This is a genomic window from Niallia sp. WK069_GA_01, assembly GCF_983173855.1.
In genome coordinates, this window is sequence record NZ_OZ470138.1 from 4,196,815 (window position 1) to 4,222,430 (window position 25,616).

At 32.9% G+C, this 25,616-nt stretch carries 25 protein-coding genes; 12 read left to right on the forward strand and 13 right to left on the reverse strand.

Going from position 1 to position 25,616, the window contains the following annotated elements; genetic code table 11:
• Window positions 1-135: 135 nt before the first annotated feature.
• A complete protein-coding gene (locus AC5LWL_RS19535) occupies window positions 136-762 on the reverse strand; it encodes a nitroreductase family protein (protein ID WP_493435873.1) in 627 nt (208 codons plus the stop codon).
• A gap of 204 nt (window positions 763-966) precedes the next feature.
• Here AC5LWL_RS19535 and corA point away from each other — a divergent pair, with 204 nt between their 5' ends.
• The 5 genes from corA to AC5LWL_RS19560 all read left to right on the forward strand — a co-directional run bounded on the left by corA (window position 967) and on the right by AC5LWL_RS19560 (window position 6,539).
• Window positions 967-1,917: a magnesium/cobalt transporter CorA gene (gene corA, locus AC5LWL_RS19540; RefSeq protein ID WP_493435874.1), complete on the forward strand. Its 951-nt coding sequence runs from the start codon at window positions 967-969 to the stop codon at window positions 1,915-1,917.
• 613 nt (window positions 1,918-2,530) lie between these two features.
• Window positions 2,531-3,433: a YitT family protein gene (locus tag AC5LWL_RS19545; RefSeq protein ID WP_493435875.1), complete on the forward strand. Its 903-nt coding sequence runs from the start codon at window positions 2,531-2,533 to the stop codon at window positions 3,431-3,433.
• 430 nt (window positions 3,434-3,863) lie between these two features.
• On the forward strand, window positions 3,864-4,658 hold the full coding sequence (locus tag AC5LWL_RS19550) for an SGNH/GDSL hydrolase family protein (RefSeq protein WP_493435876.1): 795 nt from the start codon (window positions 3,864-3,866) through the stop codon (window positions 4,656-4,658).
• The gene (locus AC5LWL_RS19555) at window positions 4,655-5,566 is read left to right on the forward strand and encodes an ABC transporter ATP-binding protein (protein ID WP_493435877.1); all 912 of its coding nucleotides are present in this window, start codon (window positions 4,655-4,657) and stop codon (window positions 5,564-5,566) included. The genes AC5LWL_RS19550 and AC5LWL_RS19555 overlap by 4 nt, the downstream gene beginning before the upstream one ends.
• Window positions 5,559-6,539, forward strand: coding sequence for an ABC transporter permease (locus AC5LWL_RS19560; protein WP_493435878.1), 981 nt, complete (start codon window positions 5,559-5,561; stop codon window positions 6,537-6,539). The genes AC5LWL_RS19555 and AC5LWL_RS19560 overlap by 8 nt, the downstream gene beginning before the upstream one ends.
• A gap of 101 nt (window positions 6,540-6,640) precedes the next feature.
• Here AC5LWL_RS19560 and AC5LWL_RS19565 read toward each other — a convergent pair whose 3' ends face one another.
• Window positions 6,641-6,979 carry a DUF3889 domain-containing protein gene (locus AC5LWL_RS19565; protein WP_493435879.1) on the reverse strand — a complete coding sequence of 113 codons (339 nt, stop codon included), beginning with the start codon at window positions 6,977-6,979 and terminating at the stop codon, window positions 6,641-6,643.
• A 27-nt stretch (window positions 6,980-7,006) separates the two neighbouring features.
• A complete protein-coding gene (locus tag AC5LWL_RS19570; protein ID WP_493435880.1) occupies window positions 7,007-8,005 on the reverse strand; it encodes a M14 family zinc carboxypeptidase in 999 nt (332 codons plus the stop codon).
• Between the two features lie 250 nt (window positions 8,006-8,255).
• On the opposite strand from AC5LWL_RS19570, the gene AC5LWL_RS19575 reads away from it, so the two are divergent.
• Entirely contained in the window at window positions 8,256-8,501 is a 246-nt protein-coding gene (locus AC5LWL_RS19575) for a YhdB family protein (protein WP_493435881.1), read from the forward strand.
• 433 nt (window positions 8,502-8,934) lie between these two features.
• Here the strand turns inward: AC5LWL_RS19575 and AC5LWL_RS19580 are convergent, their stop codons facing one another.
• Complete coding sequence (locus AC5LWL_RS19580) at window positions 8,935-10,473, reverse strand: GNAT family N-acetyltransferase (RefSeq protein WP_493435882.1); 1,539 nt, start codon at window positions 10,471-10,473, stop codon at window positions 8,935-8,937.
• A gap of 246 nt (window positions 10,474-10,719) precedes the next feature.
• Here AC5LWL_RS19580 and AC5LWL_RS19585 point away from each other — a divergent pair, with 246 nt between their 5' ends.
• Both AC5LWL_RS19585 and AC5LWL_RS19590 read left to right on the forward strand, forming a co-directional pair.
• Entirely contained in the window at window positions 10,720-11,172 is a 453-nt protein-coding gene (locus tag AC5LWL_RS19585) for a disulfide oxidoreductase (RefSeq protein ID WP_493435883.1), read from the forward strand.
• Window positions 11,169-11,639, forward strand: coding sequence for a thioredoxin family protein (locus tag AC5LWL_RS19590; RefSeq protein ID WP_493435884.1), 471 nt, complete (start codon window positions 11,169-11,171; stop codon window positions 11,637-11,639). The genes AC5LWL_RS19585 and AC5LWL_RS19590 overlap by 4 nt, the downstream gene beginning before the upstream one ends.
• Before the next feature lie 147 nt (window positions 11,640-11,786).
• On the opposite strand, the gene AC5LWL_RS19595 is transcribed toward AC5LWL_RS19590, so the two are convergent.
• Complete coding sequence (locus AC5LWL_RS19595) at window positions 11,787-12,194, reverse strand: DUF5365 family protein (protein ID WP_493435885.1); 408 nt, start codon at window positions 12,192-12,194, stop codon at window positions 11,787-11,789.
• A gap of 176 nt (window positions 12,195-12,370) precedes the next feature.
• On the opposite strand from AC5LWL_RS19595, the gene AC5LWL_RS19600 reads away from it, so the two are divergent.
• Window positions 12,371-13,291, forward strand: a complete 921-nt coding sequence (locus AC5LWL_RS19600) for an RluA family pseudouridine synthase (protein WP_493435886.1) — start codon at window positions 12,371-12,373, stop codon at window positions 13,289-13,291.
• A gap of 552 nt (window positions 13,292-13,843) precedes the next feature.
• Here AC5LWL_RS19600 and AC5LWL_RS19605 read toward each other — a convergent pair.
• From AC5LWL_RS19605 to AC5LWL_RS19625, 5 genes are all read right to left on the reverse strand, one after another.
• Window positions 13,844-14,098, reverse strand: a complete 255-nt coding sequence (locus AC5LWL_RS19605; RefSeq protein ID WP_493435887.1) for a GlsB/YeaQ/YmgE family stress response membrane protein — start codon at window positions 14,096-14,098, stop codon at window positions 13,844-13,846.
• A 350-nt stretch (window positions 14,099-14,448) separates the two neighbouring features.
• Window positions 14,449-14,856 (reverse strand): DoxX family protein, encoded by a 408-nt coding sequence (locus AC5LWL_RS19610; RefSeq protein ID WP_493435888.1) that lies wholly within the window; start codon window positions 14,854-14,856, stop codon window positions 14,449-14,451.
• Between the two features lie 435 nt (window positions 14,857-15,291).
• Window positions 15,292-16,122, reverse strand: a complete 831-nt coding sequence (locus AC5LWL_RS19615) for an aldo/keto reductase (RefSeq protein ID WP_493435889.1) — start codon at window positions 16,120-16,122, stop codon at window positions 15,292-15,294.
• A 130-nt stretch (window positions 16,123-16,252) separates the two neighbouring features.
• Window positions 16,253-17,092, reverse strand: coding sequence for an SDR family oxidoreductase (locus AC5LWL_RS19620; protein ID WP_493435890.1), 840 nt, complete (start codon window positions 17,090-17,092; stop codon window positions 16,253-16,255).
• 18 nt (window positions 17,093-17,110) lie between these two features.
• Window positions 17,111-17,614: a GNAT family N-acetyltransferase gene (locus AC5LWL_RS19625; protein WP_493435891.1), complete on the reverse strand. Its 504-nt coding sequence runs from the start codon at window positions 17,612-17,614 to the stop codon at window positions 17,111-17,113.
• A gap of 299 nt (window positions 17,615-17,913) precedes the next feature.
• Between AC5LWL_RS19625 and AC5LWL_RS19630 the strand changes: the two genes are divergently transcribed.
• Window positions 17,914-18,531 (forward strand): DUF47 domain-containing protein, encoded by a 618-nt coding sequence (locus AC5LWL_RS19630; RefSeq protein ID WP_493435892.1) that lies wholly within the window; start codon window positions 17,914-17,916, stop codon window positions 18,529-18,531.
• 13 nt (window positions 18,532-18,544) lie between these two features.
• Window positions 18,545-19,546 (forward strand): inorganic phosphate transporter, encoded by a 1,002-nt coding sequence (locus AC5LWL_RS19635; RefSeq protein ID WP_493435893.1) that lies wholly within the window; start codon window positions 18,545-18,547, stop codon window positions 19,544-19,546.
• A 97-nt stretch (window positions 19,547-19,643) separates the two neighbouring features.
• On the opposite strand, the gene AC5LWL_RS19640 is transcribed toward AC5LWL_RS19635, so the two are convergent.
• Window positions 19,644-21,299, reverse strand: coding sequence for a M20/M25/M40 family metallo-hydrolase (locus tag AC5LWL_RS19640; RefSeq protein ID WP_493435894.1), 1,656 nt, complete (start codon window positions 21,297-21,299; stop codon window positions 19,644-19,646).
• Between the two features lie 238 nt (window positions 21,300-21,537).
• On the opposite strand from AC5LWL_RS19640, the gene AC5LWL_RS19645 reads away from it, so the two are divergent.
• On the forward strand, window positions 21,538-22,098 hold the full coding sequence (locus AC5LWL_RS19645; protein WP_493436668.1) for a YitT family protein: 561 nt from the start codon (window positions 21,538-21,540) through the stop codon (window positions 22,096-22,098).
• 106 nt (window positions 22,099-22,204) lie between these two features.
• Here AC5LWL_RS19645 and AC5LWL_RS19650 read toward each other — a convergent pair whose 3' ends face one another.
• A complete protein-coding gene (locus tag AC5LWL_RS19650; RefSeq protein ID WP_493435895.1) occupies window positions 22,205-25,075 on the reverse strand; it encodes an ATP-binding protein in 2,871 nt (956 codons plus the stop codon).
• Window positions 25,065-25,433, reverse strand: a complete 369-nt coding sequence (locus AC5LWL_RS19655) for a response regulator transcription factor (RefSeq protein ID WP_493435896.1) — start codon at window positions 25,431-25,433, stop codon at window positions 25,065-25,067. The genes AC5LWL_RS19650 and AC5LWL_RS19655 overlap by 11 nt, the downstream gene beginning before the upstream one ends.
• Window positions 25,434-25,616: the final 183 nt, after the last annotated feature.

Consider the following 25,616-nt stretch of genomic DNA (forward strand, 5'->3'; position numbering starts at 1 on the left):
TTTTTCACTATAAGCATTCACCCTTTCCTATTGACTTAGATCAAAAAAAAAACAAGCAAATCAAAGATTAACTCTGATTTGCTTGTTTTTAACTCCTATTAACAGGCAGCAACCCGCACCAAGAAGGGCTTCACTTTATATCCATGTTGTAGTTTTACTTAATGGAAGTCGATCTGTTTCACGTCCTGGAGCTTTAGCCTTTCCAACTGTAATCAGCATTACTGGCAAATATCTTTCAGAAATCTGAAACTCCTTTACAAAAGAGTCACTATTAAATCCACCAATAGCGCATGTATCTAACCCTTTTCCTTTCGCTGCAAGCATTAACTGCATTGCTGCCAATGAAGCATTACTAATTGCTGCATCCCTTTTATATTGTTCGTTTTGATAAGCACCATTAATTTGCCCTTTTACTACTTCTGCAATTTCCGAAGTCATTCTTTCCTTTTCGATATCATTTGCAAAAATTTCGTCAGCATTTTTATTTGCTTCCAAATCACCTAAAATAGCAATAACAGCAGAAGATTGTGCAATTTGCCCCTGATTAAATGCAATCGGAAGTAATTTTTGCTGTGCCTCTTCTCCATGGAATACAACAAATTTCCATTGTTGTAAATTCCAAGCAGACGGTGCTCTTCCTGCAAGTGTAAGAAGATCTTCCACTTCTTCTTTTGATAATGTAAATGTTTCATCATAAACCTTTACGGCTCTACGTTCATTAAGAACAGTAAAAAAATCAACATTCGATATATTTTCAGTCATTTTTTCCCCTCCAGATAATACTTAACTTACTTTTTGTAACTTAGTGATTAAAATGATAACTTCAATTGATGAAATAGTCAAGTGAGACACACACTATGCATGGAGGTAAAATATTTACAAAACAACCATAACATTGCATAATAATAAATGATTTCGGTAAATTAGTCTTAAAAAATGGTTAGTTGTTTGAAAAAAGGAGTTCTTATGATCAATATAATGGCGATTACAAATGAAAAGAAAATCTTAACAAATATTTCAATTGAAAAATTGCATGAACATTCCTATGAATGGTATTGGATTGATTTTGACCAACCGACTGAAGCTGAAATAACTTATTTAAGAAACCCACTTCAGTTTCATCCTCTTTCAATAGAAGATTGTTTACACAATTTGCAAAGGCCAAAGATAGATTATTTTGAGGAGTATACTTTTTTTGTCACACATAGTTTAGATAGTAAGACATTCAAAAAAGATGAACTAAATCTTTTTGTTGGCGACAATTATATTGTTACATTCCATCATCATCAATGTATAGAAGTAAGCACTGTAAAAGAAAGTCTCTTACATGACACAAATCTTTCTAACTGGACGCAATATACGGTTCTTTATCAACTCTTGGATCAAATTGTAGATAACTATTTCCCCATCGTTTATGAAATTGAAGATTTTCTAACAGAAATCGATGAAAATTCACAGAAGAAAACAATGGAAGTACTGTTGGACGATTTATTTAAAACAAGACATCAATTGCTATCGTTAAGGCATACAGTCATTCCAATGAGAGATCTTTTATACAAAATGATTAATACAAATAAATTATCAGCTGTTTGGAATAAACGGGAATACTATTCTGATATATATGACCATTTATTAAAACTTACAGAAATGATTGAATCAAACCGAGAGATAACTACAGATATTAGAGACAGCTATTTATCTTATAATTCCCACCATTCAAATCGTATTATGCAGATTCTTACAGTTATTACAACTATATTTATGCCTTTAAGCTTTCTCGCTGGATTATATGGAATGAACTTTCAGCATATGCCAGAATTACAATGGAGATATGGTTATTTCTATTTATTAGCATTCATGATTCTAATTGTTATTGGAATGTTCGCATTGTTTAAGATTAAAGGATGGTTTAAATAAGAAACAGTGAGACTTCTAAAGTAATTCTAAAAAACTCTCCTCTTAATCAAGGAAAAGTATTTTTAGTTTTAAAGGAAAAAGCAAATACTTTCAAATGCTAAGCTCTGGCAGACTAAGTACGCAGATAAATAAAAAGCTACTTAGTCTGTATGCAACAAGGCTTTTATTCTCTTGCCGCATTGTTTTCTTGCCTACATTTCAAAATAGAGTTAAGTTTTTGTTCTTTGGTACTAATCAATAGGCGGGTCTTCCTCTCTTATGATAAAATAGAAATAGTAAGTTTCTTTTTTTAAATGCTTTAAGGTTTCCTTCACTTAAGCCTTTATCAACTCTTTCCTTAAACTCTACTCTGAAAAAAAATGGTTCCGCAGGTGGTATACACTTCGCTTTCCCGCAGGAATCTTCATGTGCCCAGACTGCTCCCTGCTTCAGCCTATCAACGTACTTAGTCAAATGGCCTATTATTCATCGTTCATGGTACAAATTTGGTTGCATGGTTGTCTACTCTTGCTTGTTTAAACTTCATTGGATACCCCTATTAGTTTTTATGTTTTATAAGGGATTATTTTTGGGTTAAATATTCGAAATTTTCATAACTTAAGGAGGAATTTAAATGGAATCACCAAGTTTTGATGCTGGTTTAACTTTACAGCAGCCTCAACATAAGGTTTTACCGAAAAAGATTTTAGCACGCCGCATTTTTTTTATTATTATAGGCAGTATCTTAATGGGAATTGGAATCGAAGAATTTCTTGTTCCTAATCAAATTTTAGATGGTGGTATTGTTGGTATATCCATCATTTTATCGCATTTATTAGAATTAAAGTTAGGCTATTTTATCTTCCTTTTAAACATTCCTTTTTTCTACATCGGCTATAAACAAATTGGCAAAACCTTTGCCTTCTCCACTTTATTAGGTATTTCTGTCCTTTCGGTTACAACCATTTTTCTCCATGACTTTCCTGTTTTCACAAAAGATTTACTTCTTGCCACTGTATTTGGAGGCATTATTCTTGGAATCGGAGTAGGTATTGTACTTCGTTTTGGCGGTTCATTAGATGGTACAGAGATTCTTGCCCTTTTATTTAGCAAAAGAAGCCCTTTTTCTGTTGGAGAAATTATTATGTTTTTTAATGTATTTATTTTTATATGTGCTGGTTTTATTTTCACATGGAATCGTGCGATGTACTCACTGATTGCTTATTTTATTGCGTTCAAAGTAATTGATATTGTCATTGCAGGACTTGATGAATCCAAGTCTGTCTGGATTATAAGCGATCGTGCAGATTTCCTTGGTGACACTATATTAGCGAGACTAGGTCGCGGCGTAACCTATCTAAAAGGAGAAGGAGCGTACACAGGTGATAACAAAAAAGTGATTTTTTGTGTTATAAACCGGCTGGAAGAAGCAAAGCTAAAAACAATTATTGAAGAAGCTGATCCCTCTGCCTTTCTTGCCATTGCCAATATCTCAGAAGTTCGAGGCGGAAGATTTAAGAAAAAGGATATTCATTAAGAAGCATATCAGTCGAATGGCTCAGGATTTATTAAATCCATTCGACTATCCATCTGATGTTTTATGTTTCTTGCTTCCTCTAATACTTATCGATTTTCTATGCATTAGTACCTCCTATCTTCTTCATACTCATATTTTTATTCAGATCCATACGAAGCAGCTGTTGACGAATTTTTTCCTAGCTTCTTTCCATCCTTCTCTCCCTTATAATCCCTTCATTCCTAATTTACAGTTAATCTTCTTTTAAAATAATGAAAGCACATCTTTATTAATCCATTATTTTTTAGGGTATATTTATACCAAGTGGTTTTTTTACATATTCTTTACACTTTAAGTTCGTGCCAACCTCTTTTAAAAATTTCTTTTTGTTTCTAAATTAGGTTTATTTCTTTTTTTATTAGTGAATGATTCTTTTATTAGGAGGACAAATATGAAAAAAAATTGGACATTTATCGTACTGATATTTTCCGTTCTTTTTTGTTTTACATGGATTATTGGGCTAGGTTTATGTTTAGTAGACTATTCTACTACTGCCAGTGCAAAGGTAGAAACGACTCCGACTAAGTCCAAAATAGATGCAGCAAAAAAAGATGGGATACAACTGCTCGCACTTGGTGATTCTTTAACACGCGGAACTGGTGATGATGCAGGAGAAGGCTATATTGGCTACTTAAAAGAAACACTTCAAGAAAAAACAAAAGAAACTATTTCCCTGTCTAATTATGGCGTAAAAGGACTAACTTCTAAACAGCTGGCCAAGCAGGTTACACAGCAAGAAATTCAAAGGCAAGTAAGCAATGCAGATATCCTATTTATTACAATTGGTGGAAATGATTTATTTCAAGGCGGACAAACGTTAAATAACCTAGATGAAAAATCCATTACAGCATTAGGGACAACGTATAAGAAGAATTTAGAGACTATTCTTTCCACACTTCGCTCAATGAATAAAGAAGCTCCTGTTTATCTAATTGGACTATACAATCCTTTTAGCGATTTAGAGAACCATGCCGCAACTTCTAAGGTTGTTAGAGATTGGAACAACGAAACAGCAGAAATATCTTCTGGTTATTCTAATATTATCTTTGTACCTACATACGATATTTTTCAACAAAATGTACAATCCTTTTTATATTCTGATCATTTCCATCCAAATACGAAAGGATATCATTTAATGGCTGAAAGAGTAGCATCCCTAATCTCATGGGAGGTGGAGGAAAAGTGAGTGAAATTACTTTATCTGTACACAATTTAACAAAAAAGATTGGAAAAAAAGAAATTATAAAAAATATCAGCTTTGAATTAAAAAGCGGTGAAGTATTCGGCTTTCTTGGACCAAACGGAGCTGGGAAAACTACGACCATTCGAATGTTAGTTGGTCTCATCAAACCAAGTTCTGGTTCTATTCATATTTGTGGCTACAATGTAAGAAGCAACTTTTCAAAAGCAATGGAGCGCTTAGGCTGTATCGTAGAAAACCCTGAGCTTTACCCCTATTTAACAGGATGGGAAAATTTAAAGTTTTTTGCCAGAATGTTAGCAAATGTTGATGATGGAAGAATAATGGAGGTCGTCGAATTAGTTGGGTTAAAGGAGCGTATTCATGATAAAGTGAAAACTTATTCTTTAGGAATGCGGCAAAGATTAGGAATTGGACAAGCACTATTAAGTAGACCCCGTGTACTAATTTTAGACGAACCAACTAATGGCTTGGACCCATCTGGAATTCGGGAAATGCGACAATTTATTCGCTATTTAGCAAAAGAAGAAGGATTAAGTGTATTGGTTTCGAGTCATCTATTAAGTGAAATTCAACTTTTATGTGATCGTGTTTCCATTATTCTAAACGGAAAAATTATCCATACTGAATATGTACAAACATTGTTAGCGGAACAAGAGAAACTAATCTGGCGTTTTACTCCATTTAGTACTGGCTTAAAGATATTGAAGCAAGTACTTCCTACAGTTAAAGTGGAAGGGGAAACAGTTATTACCCCATATATAGAGGATGATGTAAGCAGCTGGAGTAGACTGCTTTTTGAAGCAGGTGTCGAAATAAAAGAAATGAATCGACAAATACCTTCATTGGAAAATCTGTTTTTAGAGCTGACTGGTGGTGAATCAATTGAATAAGCTTATCTATAATGAAATGCTAAAATTGGTTAAAAGCAAACGACTTATTGTTATTACCCTTATTATCGCTGTTATGATTTCTATGTTTACATACGCGCAGTATCGTGAAATTGAAAATGTAAAAAAACGGCTTGGTGATTCGGATTGGCGGACTACTTTACAGCAATCTATTATTGATATGCAAAATCGAATAGGATCAAGTGGAATTTCGGATGAATGGAGAAACCAGCTGAAAGTTCGTATTAGTCAATCACAATATTATTTAGATCATAATATTAACCCACAGGATCCTGGAGCTCCTACTTTTTTGCGAATATTTCTTGATAATTCGATGCAATTGCTGCTTCCATTAATGGTGATGATTGTGGCTGCTGATCTTGTTTCATCCGAAAGAAGTCTTGGTACGATAAAGCTGTTGCTTACTCGGCCAGTTAGGCGATGGAAAATCTTATTGAGCAAATATATTACACTTGTTTTATCTGTCTCGCTGATTTTATTTATGTTCGGATTATTTGCCTACATTATTTCAGGGTTATTTTTTGGTTATAGTGGCTGGACAGCACCAGTACTTACAGGATTCACCGTCAAAGCTGGTGAATTAAATACAACAGGTGTCCATCTTATTCCTCAATGGCATTATATTTTAATGGTGTTTGGACTTGCATGGTTTGTATCTTTAGTTGTTGGAACATTATCCTTTATGCTATCCGTACTTATAAGAAGCACTGCAGCAGGAATGGGTGTCATGCTTGCATTTTTAATATCTGGAACCATTATCAGCTCTATTGCCTCTTCATGGGAATCGGCTAAATACTTATTTATGGTGAACTTACGTTTAACCGATTATTTACAAGGAAATATTCCTCCCATTGATGGAATGTCTCTTCCTTTTTCCCTAACCGTTTTAGCTGTTTGGGGGGCTTGCGGATTGCTTATTTCCTTTATTTCTTTTACTAAAAGAGATATTTATTAAAGGCTGTTTTTCCAGAGTTCATTTTCTTTTATTTATTATGATTGTGACAGTCCTAGCATTCGCTGGGACTGTCCAAAATGACTTTACTATTCAAAAAAAGATTATTTTTTATTTTGAGCTTCTTGTTCTTCCACTACTAAAGATAAAAATTTCTCTTTTTTAATATTATGGTTTATCGTCACAATTACAACCTTTTCATTTCCATTTTCTTTCACTTGAAATTTAAAGGAGTCTTGTACTTCCATTGTAGAGATTTTTTTTCTGCCTAAATATTCATAGTCTGTGACATTATCTTTTGGATAATCTGCCTTTACGACTGCAATTGCAATATTCCCATATTTTTCATAATCTAATTTTTGAACAGCGATATTATGGGATGGGAACATAAAGGCCATCAATAAAATACTTGCAATTAAAATAGGAAAACAACGATTTTTCATAAGTTCCTCCAAATTTATTTTTTCCTATTATTTGTTTGTTCTAATGTTTTTATGTGTCTTGTTTATTCTTTTTGCTTCATTTGCTAAAATATTCAACACTTCTTTATTTCTTTTCCATTCTTCCGCAAATGTAGACAGTGGCGGATTACTTTCTTCTACAAGGGGACAAATTTCTATTGTTAATGCCGGCAAATGATATTGCTGAATAAACCAATCAGTATATCCTCCTCCTATAGCATCTTTTTTCGGCACACTAAGCTTATATCCAGTAGAATCAGCAATTCTCTCGGCAATTTGTTTATCTCTTTTCAGATTGTCTCCATTTTTATATTCCCAGAATATTTCCTGCCCTGTAGCGTGATAAGAAACAGCAATCAACGGGTTAATTTTCTTTGTAAACTGAACGATTGCCTTCACTTCCTTCGCTTCTAACGGTTGTTTTCCTTTATAGTTTTTATAGGAAGGCATGCCGCTTGTTTCATTTAATTCATTCCATCCACTTGGATATTGTCTGTTTAAATCCACTCCCATTGCATTGCTTTTCCAACGAGAGAAATCAGAAGAATCATTGTTCATCCTTTTAATTGTCTTTTTTGCAAAAATAGGGAATTTTTGCAAATCACCTTGTTGGATTGTTATACCATCTGGATTTAGCATCGGTACAAACCATACCGATATATCATCTAATTGATTAGTTGGAATAGGAGAACTCACATAGTTTTCAACCATTTTCATAAGCATTAAAGAGGTTATCCACTCTCTTCCATGATGCGCACCAATCATTAATACATTTTTCCTGCCGTTACCAAGCTTAATGGCATAAATCTTTCTTCCATATTCGGATGTTCCAATTGTCTCTATTTGAATATTGTCTTTATATTTGTTCTTTAATTGCCAAACATCATTCTGAAAATCAACAAAGGAATAAGGTTCAGCAATATTAACAACACTAGTCTGTGCATTTGTTACGGTTGGTATAAAAAACAGGAAATAAAATGTTCCCAAAAATACGATTAATTTCTTCATAAAAAACACCTTTTTTACCTTATCTTGTGAAAACTTAACATTTCTATTCATAAGAAACCGAAAAAACATAATTTTCCTCTAGTTCCTTATTGATTGAGAACTCTCGCATCACCTTCCCCTTTTTAATAATGCTTTATACAGGTAAAAGATGATAACCCACTTATATCAAGATAACCAAGTTTTAGGGTGCAACGTTTTGATGATTTTTCATATACTATTATCATCTCCTTCAAATAAAGGAGGGCCTAAATTGAATAAAGTGGATTATGATCGCGCTCTGTACTATACACATCGTTCCGAATGGGACAATTTGTTAATATTAATGGTTCGCACAAAAGACAATTTTTTATCCAAAAAAATAGAGTTTTTCCTGCATGCCTATAACTTTGAACATGACTATGCTGTAATAGAAGAAAACCTGTATTCCTTATTACGCTATATCGAACACGCCAACGACTTAGCGATGGATGAACTCGTCCATACAAATTTAAGTTAACAAATAGAATTCCACCAAAAAAATGGTGCCTCTTAAGGCACCATTTTTCATAGCATAAACTTTCCATTTTTTATGTTGGCTCTAAAAGATTGTGTTTTTAGGTTGCGCCAATAAGAAAAGCGCAAGCACCTTGTTCAGCGCCGAAGAAAAATGTTCTCCTGACTCAAAAAGTGCTTTTTACTTTTAGAGGCAGGAGGTTATCTTTCACAGGGGCTAGGCGCTGTAGCTAGACATTAATCTAAGTTGAAAAATTTTATACTTTCTTATCTTTTAAGAAAAGCTCAAGCGCCTTGGTAAGCCCCGAAGAAAAATGTTCTCCTGACTCAAAAAGTGTTCTTTACTTTAGAGGCAATACTCACTGGAGCTAGACACTTATCAGACTTCAGACAACTTCTGCTTTCTTACCTTTAATAAAAGTTTTTTGCAGCAGTCTTTATTTTTTATATTCCACTTTATAAATATCTGTTCTTCTGTCTTTTAATTGTCTTACTGTACCATCTTGACGCTGTCTTCTCAAAATTTCTAAATCAACGTCACCAATCATTACCATTTCAATATTTGCATTCGTTTCTCCTACTATACCATCTCTTGCAAATTCGAAATCAGAAGGAGCAAAAATAGCAGATTGTGCATATTGAATATCCATATTCTCTGTTTGTGGAAGATTTCCAACAGTTCCAGCAATAACGGTATATATTTGATTTTCTACTGCTCTTGCTTGCGCACAATAACGTACACGTAAATAACCTTGTCGATCTTCTGTACAGAATGGGGTAAAAATGATTTTTGCTCCCATTTCTGTTGCGATTCTTGCAAGTTCTGGAAACTCAATATCATAACAGATCTGGATAGCAATTCTTCCACAATCTGTATCAAAAACTTTTATTTGATCTCCACTGTTTATCCCCCACCATTTTTGTTCATTTGGCGTAATATGTAGTTTATATTGTTTTTCAATTGTTCCATCTCGTCTAAAAAGATAAGCAATATTATAAATTTCATCATCCTCTTCTTTTACAAAATGGGAACCGCCAATAATATTAATATTATAGCGAATCGCCAAATTAGTGAATAATTCAATATATTGCTCCGTATATTCCGTCACTTTTCTAATCGCGTTGCTTGGAACCTTTTCATCTAGAAAAGACATAAGCTGCGTTGTAAAAATTTCAGGAAAAACAACAAAATCAGATTCTGCATCCGATGCGACATCGGTATAATATTCTACTTGATTTGCAAAGTCCTCAAAGCTTTTAATTTGTCTCATCATGTATTGAACAACACAAATGCGTACAGGGTAGCTGCTTTTAAAGAATCGTTTTGTTTGCGGCAAATACTCTACATTATTCCATTCCATCAAGGTAGCATACTTTTTTGATTGTATATCATCAGGCATATAATTAGGATTTATCCGCATCAAAGTAAAGTCATTTAATAGCTGAAAGGAAAGAACAGGATCATAAATCTTATGATGAGAGACTTCATGCACATACTCTCTTGCACTCATTTTATTCTCAAATTTATAGTAGTTTGGAATTCTGCCGCCAATAATGATGCTTTTTAAATTTAATCTGCGGACTAGTTCTTTTCTTGCCTCATATAAACGATGTCCAATTTTCATTCTTCTGAATTTTGGATGCACCATTACTTCAATTCCATATAAATTATAACCATCTGGATTATGATTCGTAATATAACCGCTGTCTGTTACATCATCCCATGTATGTCGATCATCGTATTCATCAAAATTGATAATAAGACTTGAACAGGAACCAATAACCTCCCCGTCGTATTCCGCTACAATTTGACCTTCCTGAAATAAATTCAAATGGCTTTCCAGCTGCTCTTTTTTCCATGGATCCATTCCTGGAAAACAAGTCGCTTGTAATGTTAGAATATTATCAATATCGCGATATTCCATATTCCGAATGATTAATTTTTTTTCAAATTTTGATAAATCTAACTTTGTCATTTCTTGATTAACTCCCCTTATTTTGTATATTTTCATTACAATTCCCTTTTTGTAAGCAAACTAATCCTTTGTTCTTCTCTTTATATTAACTTTTTTTGGTATCATAAGACAAATAACCTAATTTATTTACAGTATCCAAAAATTTCTTTATACTTTCTGTATGGAAAAGGAGTCAAAGTTGTGATTTTTTCATGGAGCTCTGACTCTATATTTATTTTGTAAAAAAATGGGACAAAGGAGACTTCTATGAATAGGAAGACCAAAAAGAAAACTGATCCTTGTGAGAACGTTCTTTTTCTTGCTTGGGCAGCAGCTGTCATTAGTATGTTTGGCAGTTTATATTTTTCAGAGATCAGAGAATTTGAACCATGCACCCTATGCTGGTACCAACGAATTCTTATGTATCCATTTGTCATTATTTTAGGGCTTGCTGTTATCCGCAAAGATTATCGAATTACCTTTTATACCATGATTATTGCCGCAATTGGTGCCTGCACCTCTTTATATCACTACTCTTTGCAGAAATTAAGCTTTGTAGCTAATTCTGCTCCTTCTTGTGGACGAGTTCCTTGCACTGGAGAATATATAAATTGGTTTGGCTTTATCACCATTCCCTTTTTAGCTTTAATTGGATTTATTATTATATTTTTATGCAGCGTCATTGTTTGGAAAAAAACAAAGGAGAATTATAAAGAATGAAAAAAATACTATTTTTTCTTATCTTCATCATTGTATTATTTGCCGGTGTTGCTTTTTTGTCTCATATGAAAAAAGAAAAGGCAATGGAAAACAGCCCTTATGGTGATAAAGATTTAGCTGCAGCGACTATTGAGCAATTAAATAATCCTAACTATCAAAACATTATCCAGCCAAAAGAACTGGAAAAAAACATAAAAGAAAAAAAAGATGTAACTGTTTATTTTTACAGCCCTGATTGTACCTACTGCCAGAAAACTACGCCTATTGTTAATCCTGTTGCAGAAGACTTAGGAATTGACCTTGTTCAATATAATTTACTAGAGTATGAACAAGGCTGGGATGATTACGCAATCGAGTCAACACCAACCATCGTTCAATTCAAAGACGGAAAAGAAACAAAACGAATAGTCGGTTATCAAGAAGGAAAAACTTTTAAACAATGGTTTGAAGACAATACTTTAAAATAAAAAACAGAGCTTTGGCAATATACTTGTCGAAGCTCTGTTTTTATTTAAAATATAGAAATCCATAAAGATCGCTTCGCATTCAAAAAAAGCTAGTTCTTCGGACTGCTAAGAACCACTTTTTCCTTTCTACAACCTTTAAATAAAACCCTAAATTAAAAAAGAATTAGTTGATTCAGAAAAAATGCTTAAAGTAGTTCCGTTAAATTCTTTAGCATTTCCTTCTCCTTTAAAATTTTCTAATTCAAAAGGAAAACATAATTCATTTTCCCGTAATATTTGTACATTTTTCGCAAATATTTGTTTATACTTATTTGTATTTTGTGGAACTTCTAGAATAGAAATAATCGTTTGTAAAGCTGTTATGATTTGATAAGAAACCTTTAACGTACCTATCCTGCCCATTTCTTCAGCTGTAGGCTTTAAAATATTTAAACTTGAAAACTGTTGAATTTCATCATCAGAAAAATAATATGGAAATATAGTGGAATAAAATGTTTGTATAAGTTCGTTAATCTTCTCTGCCTGTGTAGGTGTTGATGCATAAACTACCTTCATGTAAACGGACCACCCTTTATTTATAGTTGCGTGTTTTTTTTACTTAAAGTAATATCAATAGGATAACATATGGAGAGGCTCTTTTCCGTGGTAATTAAAACCATGATATGCAGTCTTTCATTATTTTAATACATATTTTGAATATAAATTTTTCGTCTAATGTAAAGGAGAAACATATGATAAAAACAGAACGAAAAGGAGAATGGCTTTTTATTTCTGTTCCTTCAAAATGGAATGGCAAATCGATAGAGGATATATTTGGAGAGGTTTTATTTGCTTCCAAAAAACAGATTCATCTGTTTAAAATGGAGAAAAAGGTAATGTTAAATACAAACTATCCTAATTGGAAAACAACTGTTCAAGAGAATGATCTTTTAAAAATTAAATTGTTTACTAATGATACACCTGCTATTCCACCTACTTATATGGATTTATCAATTCTTTATGAGGATGATTATTTATTAGTCGTTAATAAGCCCGCATACATGGATACACATCCAAATACACCAGATGATACCTGTTCTTTACTAAATGGTGTAGTATTTTATGTATTAATGAACGGAGAAGAAAGGCAAATTAAACATATTCATCGTCTTGATAAAGATACTTCAGGCTGTATTTTATTTGCAAAGCATGAACTTATAGGAACGATGCTTGATCAAATGTTAAGGGAAAGAAAAATAAAAAGAACCTATATGGCGATTGCCCATGGCAGCTTTTCCAACAAATCTGGAACCATTAATACGCCAATTGGCCGTGACCGTCATCATGGAACTAGAAGAAGAGTTTCTGTAAATGGACAAAAGGCCATTACCCATTATAAAGTACTAAATTATTTTAAGAAGGAGCATTTATCTTTAATCACATGTACCCTTGATACAGGGAGGACACACCAAATCCGTGTTCATTTGAGTTCTATTAGCCATCCTCTTGCTGGCGATGTATTATATGGAGGAAAAACGATTTATCCAAGACAAGCATTACACGCTGTTAAAATTCAGTTTAAGCATCCAATAACAGAAGAAAATATAGAATGTTATGCTCCTTTTTTAGATGAACCGCCTATTTTTCCTTCTATTGATATATATTCCATATAAAAATTTTTGCAAAGTTACTTTTTTTCTATAGAAAAAGTGCAAGCACCTTGTTTAGCCCCGAAGAAAATGTTCTCCTGACTCAAAAAGTGAGAGGGAGGAGGCAAGACGCACTGGGGCTAGGCGCTGGCCGGCTAAATAAGCGTGAAAGAGGAAAACCGACTAAATACGCAACATCGATTGACTCGCATCCTGCGAGTCTTATGTCTTCGCCTCTGTTGTTTTGGTCCTGATTGCCCTTTTATCGGACAAAAAAATGACAGGATGATATTGGTGACTATTATAATTGAAGCTTTAAAAGACTATTTACAAAAGAATTTGGACAATAAACAAAAAACCCATTACATGTTGGGATAATAATGAGCAGTTCGTTATATTTAACGATTATGAATGAAGCGTCTATTTATAATCAAATTGGACTAAACACTACCACAGATGATGACGTAAACACAATTTTAAATGATAGTTTAAAAAAATCGACTTCAGAAAACTTATACTTTCTTACCTTATTAGAAAAGGACGAAGCAGATGCTTCGTCCTTTGATTGTATAATAATTATGTTGTTTTGCGCATGCCTCTCATGATTAAGCTTAATACAAACACAAGAATTACAGCACCAATGATACTTGGAATAATAGCAAAATCAGCAATCGATGGTCCCCAGTCTCCAAGAATCATGGATCCTAACCAAGCTCCCACAAATCCAGCAATAATATTACCAATTACTCCACCAGGAATATCTCTTCCAACAATTAATCCTGCAATCCAACCGATAATTCCACCAATAATTAATGACCATAAAAATCCCATATATAACACTCCTTTGTAATTTAAGTTCTATAAATATAACCTATAAGATAGTTCTAACCCATTAATGCTGCAGCATATCAATGTAAATCCGTACGGTTAGTTTTCCCTATCTGCTTGTACTTTATATTTACCACGATTTATTCTTTTTAAACCAAAGGGTGTAATTTGCTGATAAAGATTAAATATTCTTACAATGACACTAACAAAAAAGAAGCTGATTCCAATCTTTTTAACAGGAAGCAGCCGGAATACATAAAAACTCCTATGGGATTTGCGAGACAGCCGAGACCACAGAAAAACGAAGTATATTTTACTGCGCACTTATTCCAAATGAACAACATTTAATCTAATCAAAAGAATAACGCATCAAGACTATAAGCACCAGCGCCAGTAAATGCTCCAGCTAATGCAGCTACTAAATATAATAAATTTAATTCATATCCATTTGAAGTAGCCCAAAACCCATTTGATCCATGTACTTTTACAATTGCCATTACCATTGTGACAATTATCAATAAAGAACCTATTGGCGTTAACAAGCCTAATAAAAATAATAATCCACCAACAAATTCACTTAACCCCGCAATCAACGCCATTGTTTTTCCTGGTTTAATACCAATTGATTCAAAAAAACCTCCCGTTCCTTCTAAACCGTGACCACCAAAAGAACCAAATAATTTTTGTGCTCCATGCCCAATAAAGGACAATCCTATAAGAATACGAATAAGTAAAATTCCGATGCTTGCTAAAATACTCATTTCTTTTCATCCCCTTTATAATAATAGTTTGAATTCGAGATATATGAACAAAAAAATACTCGTAAATAAAATGTCTTGAATTCGAGATAATTATATAACAAATTGATTTCTCTCGTCAACCTCCTAATGGAAATTTTTTAGAAATAAACTGACTATGCTTCCCTTTCTTATTTTTTTGTTTTCAACGCATAATAGAATATATGTAAAAACAAAATCTAACATGCCTTTTTTAAGAAAAGCGCAAGCGCCCTTGCTCAGCCCCGAAGAAAAATGTTCTCCTGACTCAAAAAGTGTTCTTTACTTTTAGAGGCAGGAGGTTATCTTTCACAGGGGCTAGGCGCTGGAGCTAGACACTAATCTAGTTTGAAAACTTTATACTTTCTTACCTTTTAAATAAAAAAGCATGTTAGATTTTATTGCCGATTTGTTCATCATTTAAAACAAGACTTCGTCAGGATTCTTTCCTGTCCGCTCGTTCATATTTAATTGATCAATTTGATTCATTTCCTCCATGCTTAATTGAAAGTTAAAAATATCTGCATTTTCTTTTAACCTTTTAGGAGAAACAGATTTCGGAATTACGATGATATCATTCTGCAAATGCCATCTTAAGATGATTTGTGCAGCTGATTTACCATGTTTATTTGCAATATAGTTGATTGTTGGTTCATTTAGAATTCTCCCTCGTGCAAGCGGAGACCATGCTTCTACCTTTATATCATTCGTTTTACAGTACTCTCTTAACTCTTCTTGTGCTAGTCTAGGGTGCAGCTCTACCTGATTGACAGTTGGCTTCTCATTCGCATTCGCTAATAAACGGTCTAAGTGATGTTCGTGAAAATTGCTTACACCAATTGCCTTAACCAATCCTTCCTCATATAATCTTTCGAATGCTCTCCAAGATTCAAGATATTGGTCTTTTCCAGGCCAATGAATTAAATAGAGATCGATATAATCGGAGTCAAGCTTTTTTAAACTTGTTTCAAATGCTTTAAGAGTGGCATCATAACCATGGTCATCGTTCCAAAGCTTTGTTGTTATAAAAAGCTCTTCTCTTGAGATAACGCTTTCTTTTATTGCTTGACCAACGCCCTCTTCATTTGCATAAAAAGCCGCCGTATCAATTGCCCGATACCCTAAATTAATGGCTGCGTTTATCGTGTCCACTACTGTTTTTCCTTCGTCCACTTTATAAACGCCCAATCCAAATTGCGGGATTTCCACCCCATTATGTAGCTTAACTTTATTTTCGATGCTTTTAATCACAAAAAAACACCTCCAAATTTTGAATTATCTATATATTATCATCTTTTCATAAAGATAATCCAATAAAAAGCGCTATTAATACTGTAGACATATTGTTTTACTACAGCAACTATTCATTGCTTCTATATTATTAATTTTTCAGCAGAAATAGAACAGCTTTTTCCCACCATTTCCATGGAAGAATCGTTTTTAAAAATATGGTTTGCTTCACTCCTTTTCCAATGGCGTAACGAAAGGTGGGATTTCTTTTTTTAGCAATTTGCAATAATTTTTTTGCTACCTCCAATGGATTTCCATAATCTTTACTACTTTTTTCTAAATATCCTTCCAATTGCTTCATATTTATATAATAGGGTGAAAGATTTGATTGCGATTTTTCTGTTATCTTTTTTCCAGTGTTCCAAATATTTGTTTGATATGAACCCGGCTCCACTATGGAAACGTAAATAGAAAATGGGAGCAACTCTAATCGTAGTGACTCACTCCATCCTTCCAATGCAAATTTAGAAGAAACATATGGTGAAAGCCCGGGAAATCCAATTTTCCCACTAATGCTGCTCATCATAATAATTTTTCCAAATCCCTGCTCTCTCATGTATGGTAATACAGTTTGGGTAACCCCTATTGCTCCAAAATAATTTGTATCTAACTGATTTTTATATTCTTCAATCGGAATTTCCTCTGCAAACCCAGCTCCTGCATATCCAGCATTGTTGATAAGAACATCTACTCTTCCCAATCCTTGCACATATTTCTGGAAATTTTTTAAGCTTTCCTTGCAAGTAACATCAAGAGGAAATAGGGCTATAAAGGAATCTATTCCTTTTAATTTTGCATTTTCTACTAATAAGGAGCCCTTACTTACATTTCGCATTGTTGCAATCACTTGATAGCCATCTGCTGCAAATTCTAGGGCTGTTAATAAACCAAACCCGCTATTTGCTCCTGTTATGATTACTACTTTATTCACTTGATTTTTCTCCTTGCATTAATTTTTAAAGTATTCTCTTTTTAATATGGACATTAAATAAATGGATTCAAAATGATGATTAATTTTTACAGCTTCTCTTTGCAATCCTTCTTCTATAAATCCTTCTGATTCATACAAATTTTTTGCTCTTTTGTTATGATCTACTACATCCAACCAAAAACGATTTGCTTTTTTTTCTGTAAATACCCATTTTTTCATTAATTTTAGCATTTGACGGCCATAACCTTTTCCTTTATCAGAAAAAGCAGTTCTTTTTAGTTCAATGCTTTCATTGCTGTCATTTACTCCATTAATAAGCAAATAACCTACTGGCTTATTTTGTTTTTTTTCTATTACAATTAAATGAATTAAATTTTTATCATGATGAATTGCATGTAAATGTTCTTCCATTGACCATTGAATTATATATGGCAGGTTATCTTTATGTGATTCTGTGGTAATGATATAAGAAAGATCACTTTCCAACGTTTTTCTAATCAAAATGGAACTATTCTCGATCACTGCTTTCACCCCATATTAGCTTTTATTTCTAATTTATTCTATTATAGAAAAATAGTCACAACAACTTTTCTGACACATACACAAACAAAAAAAAGGCAGGCTAATTAAGAAAAGCGTGGGGCACGTTGAACAGTTCAGAAGGAAAATGTTCACATGGTTTAAAAACAAAATCAAGTTGTTTTTAAAGTTTGTAAACGAAATATTAATTTTTTGTAAATTTTTCGATAAAATACTATTAACTTCGACAATGTTCCGCTACAATATGAAAGGCTTAGTTTATAAAATGGGGGTAACAAAAAATGGTTTTTAAAAGACAAGATAAATTTGCAGTACTTTTAAATAATATTGCAACTAACTTAAAAGAAGGTGCAGATTATTTTGCTGATTTCAAAATTAAAAATGTCAGTGACTTAAAAACATTTTCTGAAACAATTAAGGAAATTGAAACAAAAGGCGATACATATGTTCATGATGTTATTACAGAATTGAATAAAGCCTTTATTACACCTATTGAAAGAGAAGACATTCTCGCTTTAACGATGAGCATGGATGATGTATTAGATGGAATAGAACATTGTTCTGCATTGCTTGAAATGTATAATATTATCAGCGCAGACGAGTTTATGCTTCGTTTTGTAGAAGCAATTAAAAGCTGTGCCATTGAAATTCAAAAATCGGTGGAGCTATTATCCACAAAAAAATTACCAAAAATCAGAGAATATGCGATTCGCATCAAAGATACTGAATCAAAATGCGATGGTATTCTTCGCCAATCCATCAAACATTTATTTTCTGTTGAAAAGGATCCTATTCGTATTATTCAATATAAAGAAATCTATGAAAATCTAGAAGAAATCGCCGATTACTGTCAAAGTGTTGCAAACACACTTGAAAGTATCATTATGAAAAACGCTTAAGGAGCATCTACTAATGAATACAATTCTAATCATTACTGTTTTGATTGTGGTTTGTGCCTTAGCATTCGATTTTATCAATGGTTTTCATGATACTGCCAATGCCATTGCAACTGCAGTCTCAACAAAAGCATTAAAACCTAGACATGCCATCATTATGGCAGCTATTATGAATTTTATAGGGGCAATGACTTTTACTGGTGTTGCTAAAGCAATCACAAAAGATATTGTTAATCCATTTAATTTAGATAACGGTTCACTTGTTATATTAGCAGCTCTTATTGCTGCGATTTTTTGGAATCTATTAACATGGTATTTTGGAATTCCAAGTAGTTCTTCCCATGCTATTATTGGTTCGATTGCTGGAGCGGCTATTGCCTCTTCAGGGTTCTCAGCATTAAACTACAATGGATTCACCAAAATAATTGAAGCACTTATTTTATCACCGATTATTGCTTTTGTTATTGGGTATCTTGTTTACACTATCTTTAAGTTGATTTTTAAAGATTTAAATTTAACCAAAACGAACCGACGATTTCGTATATTCCAAATTTTCACTGCAGCACTACAAGCCTATACACATGGTACGAATGATGCGCAAAAAGCAATGGGGATCATCACAATGGCTTTGATGGCAAATGGGTATGTTTCCCAAAATGCTGGTATTCCTTTTTGGGTTCAATTTTCCTGTGCGGCAGCAATGGGGCTTGGTACGTCTGTAGGCGGCTGGAAAATCATTAAAACCGTTGGGGGCAATATAATGAAAATTCGTCCTGTTAATGGTGTAGCTGCAGATATCACTGGTTCGATGATTATTTTCGGTGCAACATTTATTCATCTTCCAGTTAGTACAACACATGTTATTTCTTCTTCTATTTTAGGAGTAGGTGCTTCTCATCGTTTGAAAGGTGTAAAATGGGGAACAGCTCAAAGAATGTTAATTACTTGGGTTATTACCTTGCCTATTTCTGCAGCATGTGCAGCAATTTGTTATTATATATTAAACTTTTTCTTTTAAAAGAACTGCACGTAACATCCTGTTTCAACATCGACTCGGCAAAAAAAGCATTCCATATTTCCTATGGAATGCTTTTTTTATTCTAGCTGTAGGAAAATCAAGTTCTTTTTAATAAATTTTCTGTCACTTCTCTTATAATGAGAGGCAATGTATGAAACGTATATGGCTTATAAACTCGTTCTGTCCATTTATGTCCTCCTTTTCCATATACCCCAATATTGAATGCTGGAATATTTAGTTCTTTCATTTCTTCTAAGGCTAAAGGAAATAGTTGGTCCATGCCTGGAAAATTGGCTTTGACAGCTTCTATTTCTGCATTATTTCCATGAAAAGCTAAAAAACTTCCATCACATAAATAGGGGAAGTACTTTCTCAAAGAAAAATTTTCTTTGTATTTGTTGCCCATGTTTTGTAGTACCTCTGCAATAATCTGCTTCAATTGATTAGACTGTTTATCATTTTGTAATGTGTTAGATGGTAAAAAAGGTGGTGCAAAAAAGATAATAATTCTCGGCTTTTTTTCTGGGTCTAGATACTGCAGGGCTTCTACCATCTCAAACGTAATCAAACGATCATCCATTTTTTCATTTTTCGCTTGAATCAGTATTTCTTTCATCCTCTTTTCCGGATCCACTTTTTTCGCTTTTAACTGTATGATATATTCTTCTAAAGTAAGAACCTCTGTTTTCCAATTCAAGCTTTGTGTTGGGAGTTTATTAGCCAAACAGTATGCTTGATAATAATTCGTTAATTCTGTTTCAATTTTACCTGATGCCTCTACAGCTATCTCCTTCAGTTTCCTTAAAACCTCACTTGGAGATGCTTTATAGATAAAATAATTAAAATACATTCTTAAGCTTACTGGTGTCTGCACATCATAACTGCTTTTATTTTCTTTAAGATACAAACAGCTTGGCGGTAGTACAAGTTCATTCTCTAAGTGTTCAGCAAGGGAAAAGTTTTGGTTAATAGCACGATTTATTTCAGAGCCAATTAAGGTAGGATCTAATCCTACAAGACTCTCTCCAACATGAGCCTCTCTTCCAAATACTGAAAAGCATGGGAGAAGCTTGCCGGCACCACCGCAATAAATATATTTAGTTGAATCCCCTTCATATAGTGGGGATATAAAATCATTATTTATTGCTGCTATATACTGTAAATTTTTTTCTTTCTTTAATCTTGTTAATTCATTTAATGCACCTCTAATGCCTATATGCTGATTTTCCTCATCTGCATTAAAAAGTACTAATATATTCCCTTCCAATTGTTCCTTGTTATTAGAATAATATAAAAGATTAGCTAAATGAATGCTAATCCCACTTTGCATATCAAGGGCTCCCCTGCCAAACAGCCACTCTCCTGATAGAGCATCTTGCTGTACTTGGGGATCCGCTTCATAGGTGGAAAAATAGGCTTGTAGCTTTTCAGGATTATGTGCTATTGCTTTGATGCTTCCATAATCATCAATTCCTACTGTATCAATATGTGCATGAAAAATAACCGTTTTTTTCGCTTTTTTTTCACCTTCTATAAAAGCAAATACATTAATTCTTTTTCCCTCTTCCACTGTTTGTTTCCATATTTTTTCTGGGTTATTTTGAAAATAAGGAAATGACTGAATTGTTTTATATAAAAATTCGCCCTTTTCTCTTTCAGCTTCTGTTCCATTATAACTTTTCATTTGGACAAGTGTATTCGTTAAATAGTCAATCTGTTTATGTAATGCTAATTCCTTTAGATGTTCGTACATATCTCTTCATCCCCTGACTTAACGCGATTATCTTAAGTTTAGCGGTTCTGTAGCTGGTCTTACAATAGTTTTTCAGTTAATTCAAAAAAATAACGAAAAATGATGCATCGCTTGTGCACAAAAATAAATACACACTTATCCACTGTCTTTTTATATGCACTAAGTCTAATTTTTTTCATGTGAACATACATATAAACTAGCATGGACAAGTTAGGGTGATGCGGTTATCGTAGAAAAAATAGCAGTTGTTTTTATCGGAAGTATGCTTGTTGGAATCGGAGTCAATGGCTTTTTAGTTCCTCATCATCTTTTGGACGGCGGTATTATCGGAATTGGTTTAATACTCCATTATCATTATTCTATTCCTACAGGCATGACAATGATTCTAATTAGTATTCCTCTTTATTTATTTGTATGGTTTTATAATAAACAATATTTCTTCTTTGGAATATTCGGCTTCCTTACTTCTTCTTTTATGATAGATAGTTTATCCTTTTTAAGAGATTCCTTTTCTTTATCAATGGTTTTAAGTTCTATTATTGGAGGAATCATTATCGGAGTTGGCATTGGAATTATGCTACGATTTGAGACAAGTACAGGAGGCACAGATTTATTAGCACAAATCATTTCTAATTTTGCTTCTATTCATATTGGTGTGATTATTTTTGTTCTTGATGGACTTGTTTTAGTATGTGGAATTAGTATTGTAGGGGCTGATAAACTATCTGCTTCTTTTATAGCTATTGTATTTGTTGCTATTTTTACTACGTTGATGACTGGAAAAAAACAGGTGGAGTAGACTCTCCACCTTTGGGCTGCCTCAAAAACGTTCGCTCTCATCGTTGATGGACTCTCATCATACGACCTTGAAATTCCCAATCTTTCTTTTTTTCCTTCTATTAGGATTATGATTCTTTAAAATTTGGAATTAACACTTGTCCTTTCTTTCCTATTTTTAATAAAGTCTGCATGATGGTTCTTGATAATTCACTAGGTCGATATGGCTTAACTAAATAATCCATCGCTCCTAAAGAATACCCTTTTTCTCTTTCATCTAAGGCCGTTGAAACAACAATCGGTATATTTTTTATAGTCTCTTTCTTTTTTAACTGTTCTATGACATCCCAGCCATTCATATTCTCATCTTCTAACATAATATCAAGCACGATGGCATCAGGCATCTGTTGATCAATTTCTTGTAAAGCTTTTTTCCCGCTCTTATAGTATTGTACTTGAAAACCATACTCTTTAAGTTCATGAATAATCAATTCGGCTAAACTATAATCATCTTCAACTACCATAATTTTGTACGCTGTTTTTCTATCTGCATGAGCTTCCACATGGAAATCAGTTAATGGAATAGTCACTTTTGGAAAGGACAAAATAAAAGTACTTCCTTTTCCTAATTGTGATTGAACGGTTACTTCTCCTTCATGTGCAGTCATGATTTCTTGGACAATGGCCAACCCAAGACCTGTTCCGCCGATCTTCCGTCTATCTGTATTATCCACACGATAAAATTTAGTAAATAGCTTACTTATTTCTCCCTCTGGTATTCCCAAGCCTTTATCCATTACAGCAAGATTTAATTTATCATTTTCTTCATATATGTGTATATCAATAAGACCGCCTTCTGGAGAATATTTTATTGCATTACTTAAAATATTTGTAAATGCTTGCTCTAATTTTAATTTATCTCCAATTATATACGTATTGTCTAATGATGAATGCATGTTTATTACATGATTTGTTGCATTTATTCGTTGAACTTCTATTATTTTTTCCATAATCGGAGATATTTCAACATATTTTTTTTCATATGTCTGTTTACCAGCTTCCATTCTTTGAACATCTAAAAAGTCGTTAATTAATGCTGTTAACCTTTTCGCTTCCCCGTATATAGTAGATAAATATTTCTTCTGTTTATCAGGTTTTAAATCACGATTAATCATTAACTCAGTGAACCCTAATATACTCGCTAAAGGAGTTCGAAGTTCATGACTTACCGTACTTACGAATTCTGATTTCATTTTATCGACTTCAAACTCTTTTGTTATATCACGATAAACAAAAACTGTGCCAAACTTTGCTTTTCCGCGATATAAACCTTCAGCATATACATTTATCACTTTGTTTCCGTTTTTGATAGGATAAGCATTGGAACTATTTGAATTCTTTTCAAGAGAACCTTGTATAAAATTAATTACGGAAGTATCACCATCTAAAAATTTTGCTAATTGAGTTGTCCAGTTATCCCAACTCTGTCCGACTAATGAATCTACATTTTCATCATAGCCCATTATTTCACAAAACTTTCTATTTACTTGCATAATTTCTCCGTTTGTACCAACAAGTTGTATTCCTTCTTGCACATTGTTTAATATATCTTGTTTTAATATCTTATCTTTTTCGGTTTGCTCAAATAAATTAATTTTGTCCAAAGAAATCCCTATTTGTTTTGCTAAAGCCATAAATTCTTCCATTTTAAATTGAATAAAGCCATCACTATAACGGCTAAACATCATAATAGCAATAATCTCTTTATTTGCTGATAATACAGGAATGTACAGATCATAAACATATGCTATTTCTTCATGATATCCTTTTTCTTGCGATGCTAACTGTCTTTTAATAATAATGGGGATCTGCTGTTCTTTTAAACGATAGTACATTCCCGTATAGATATACTCTTTGAATTGCTTTGCCCCATTTTCTGAAATCCCAAATCCAGCATATGCTTCTTCCCCCATCATCGCAATGATTCCTTTATCTGCTTTAATAAGATCACACATATTTTGAATTATACTTTTTAATACTTGTTTCTTATCAAATGAACTAGATAAATTATTGATTAAAAGATTTCTTCGATATAAAGTTTCCTCATTATATTTTATTTTTTTTAATATTTCTTCTAACTGTGACTGTTGAGCATATAATTCATCTTGTTGAGCAATTAACTCTTCATTTTGAGTTAATAAATCCTGTTCTTTTTCCTGAATGCTTTGATACATGCGAGAAAAAGCAACAGAAAGTGTTGCCAGCTCGTCTTTTCTTTTTATTTCTATCTTTATTTCCGTATCGTTTCCTTTGGCTATTTCATTTGCAGCAATCGCAAAATCTGAAAGCGGTTTTCCTATTCTAATTACCATAATTCTTCCAATAACCATAACAATTATTAATAAAATACTTGCATAAAACAGAAACCATAACTGCACGTTTGCTAGTGAATTAGACAACTTTGTTACTTCCTGATTTAATATTTTATTTAAGTCATCAAGATAGGTTTTTATTTCTGATTGAAAATTTTCAACCGTTTCTGTTCCACCATTATTCGCAATTTCCTTCACTTCTTTATCATTTCTCTTTTCATATAAAGCAATGACAACAGGTAAAGTTTCCTCGAAATAATAGGAATAAAATCCAGTTATTTCTTCCAAAAAAAGCTGATCTGCTTCTGTTTTTTGATAGTTATTAAACTGTTGAATAAGTACTTTCACATCATCTTGTTCATTTAAAGCATTTTCTTTTAATGCTTTATTGTTAAAAGCATAATATCCTCTTGCATTAAACATAGCATTGTTAAAATGCGTCTCAATTTCTTGGACCAATGTTCGTTTTTCAATTAACTTTTCTCGATTATTAATATAGCTTTCGTTTAAACTATTTTGCAAGCTAATTAGTATAATAGATCCAATAACAAATAATAGAATGAAAAAGCATATTAAGGCTACGAATTGCCTTGATATGCTTTTTTTTATATAAGAATTAATTTTCATTTAGTATTTCCTCAACTTTTTTTAACAATTCTAATGGACTAAAGGGTTTCGCCATAAAATAATCTGCACCAGCATTTAAAATATTCTCTTGTTCAGAAGCTTGGCTTTTTGCGGTAAGCATTAATATTTTTAAATGCTTATCCATCCTTTCATTACGTACCTTTTCAATAACTTCCAAACCTGTTAAGATAGGCATCATATAGTCTAAAATAAGGAGATCATACTTATTTTGGCTAATGAGCGTAAGCGCCTCTTCACCATCCTGTGCTTCATCGACAATAAACTCTTCATCTTCTAGGGTATCAATAATTAACATTCTTAATATATCTTCATCGTCTGCTAATAATATTTTCTTCATTTTGTCTCCCAAGATTCATTTATAGTATAGGTAGTTATCGTTTGCTAGTACTATTATTTATATCGGCTAAACAGATACAAGTTTTCACTGGATGAATCATAAGAATTAAATAAAATTCTAATTTTTTGTTATGAGGATATTGGTACTGACTTATTAAGAGTGCCGTTAAAGAATTCTTAACTA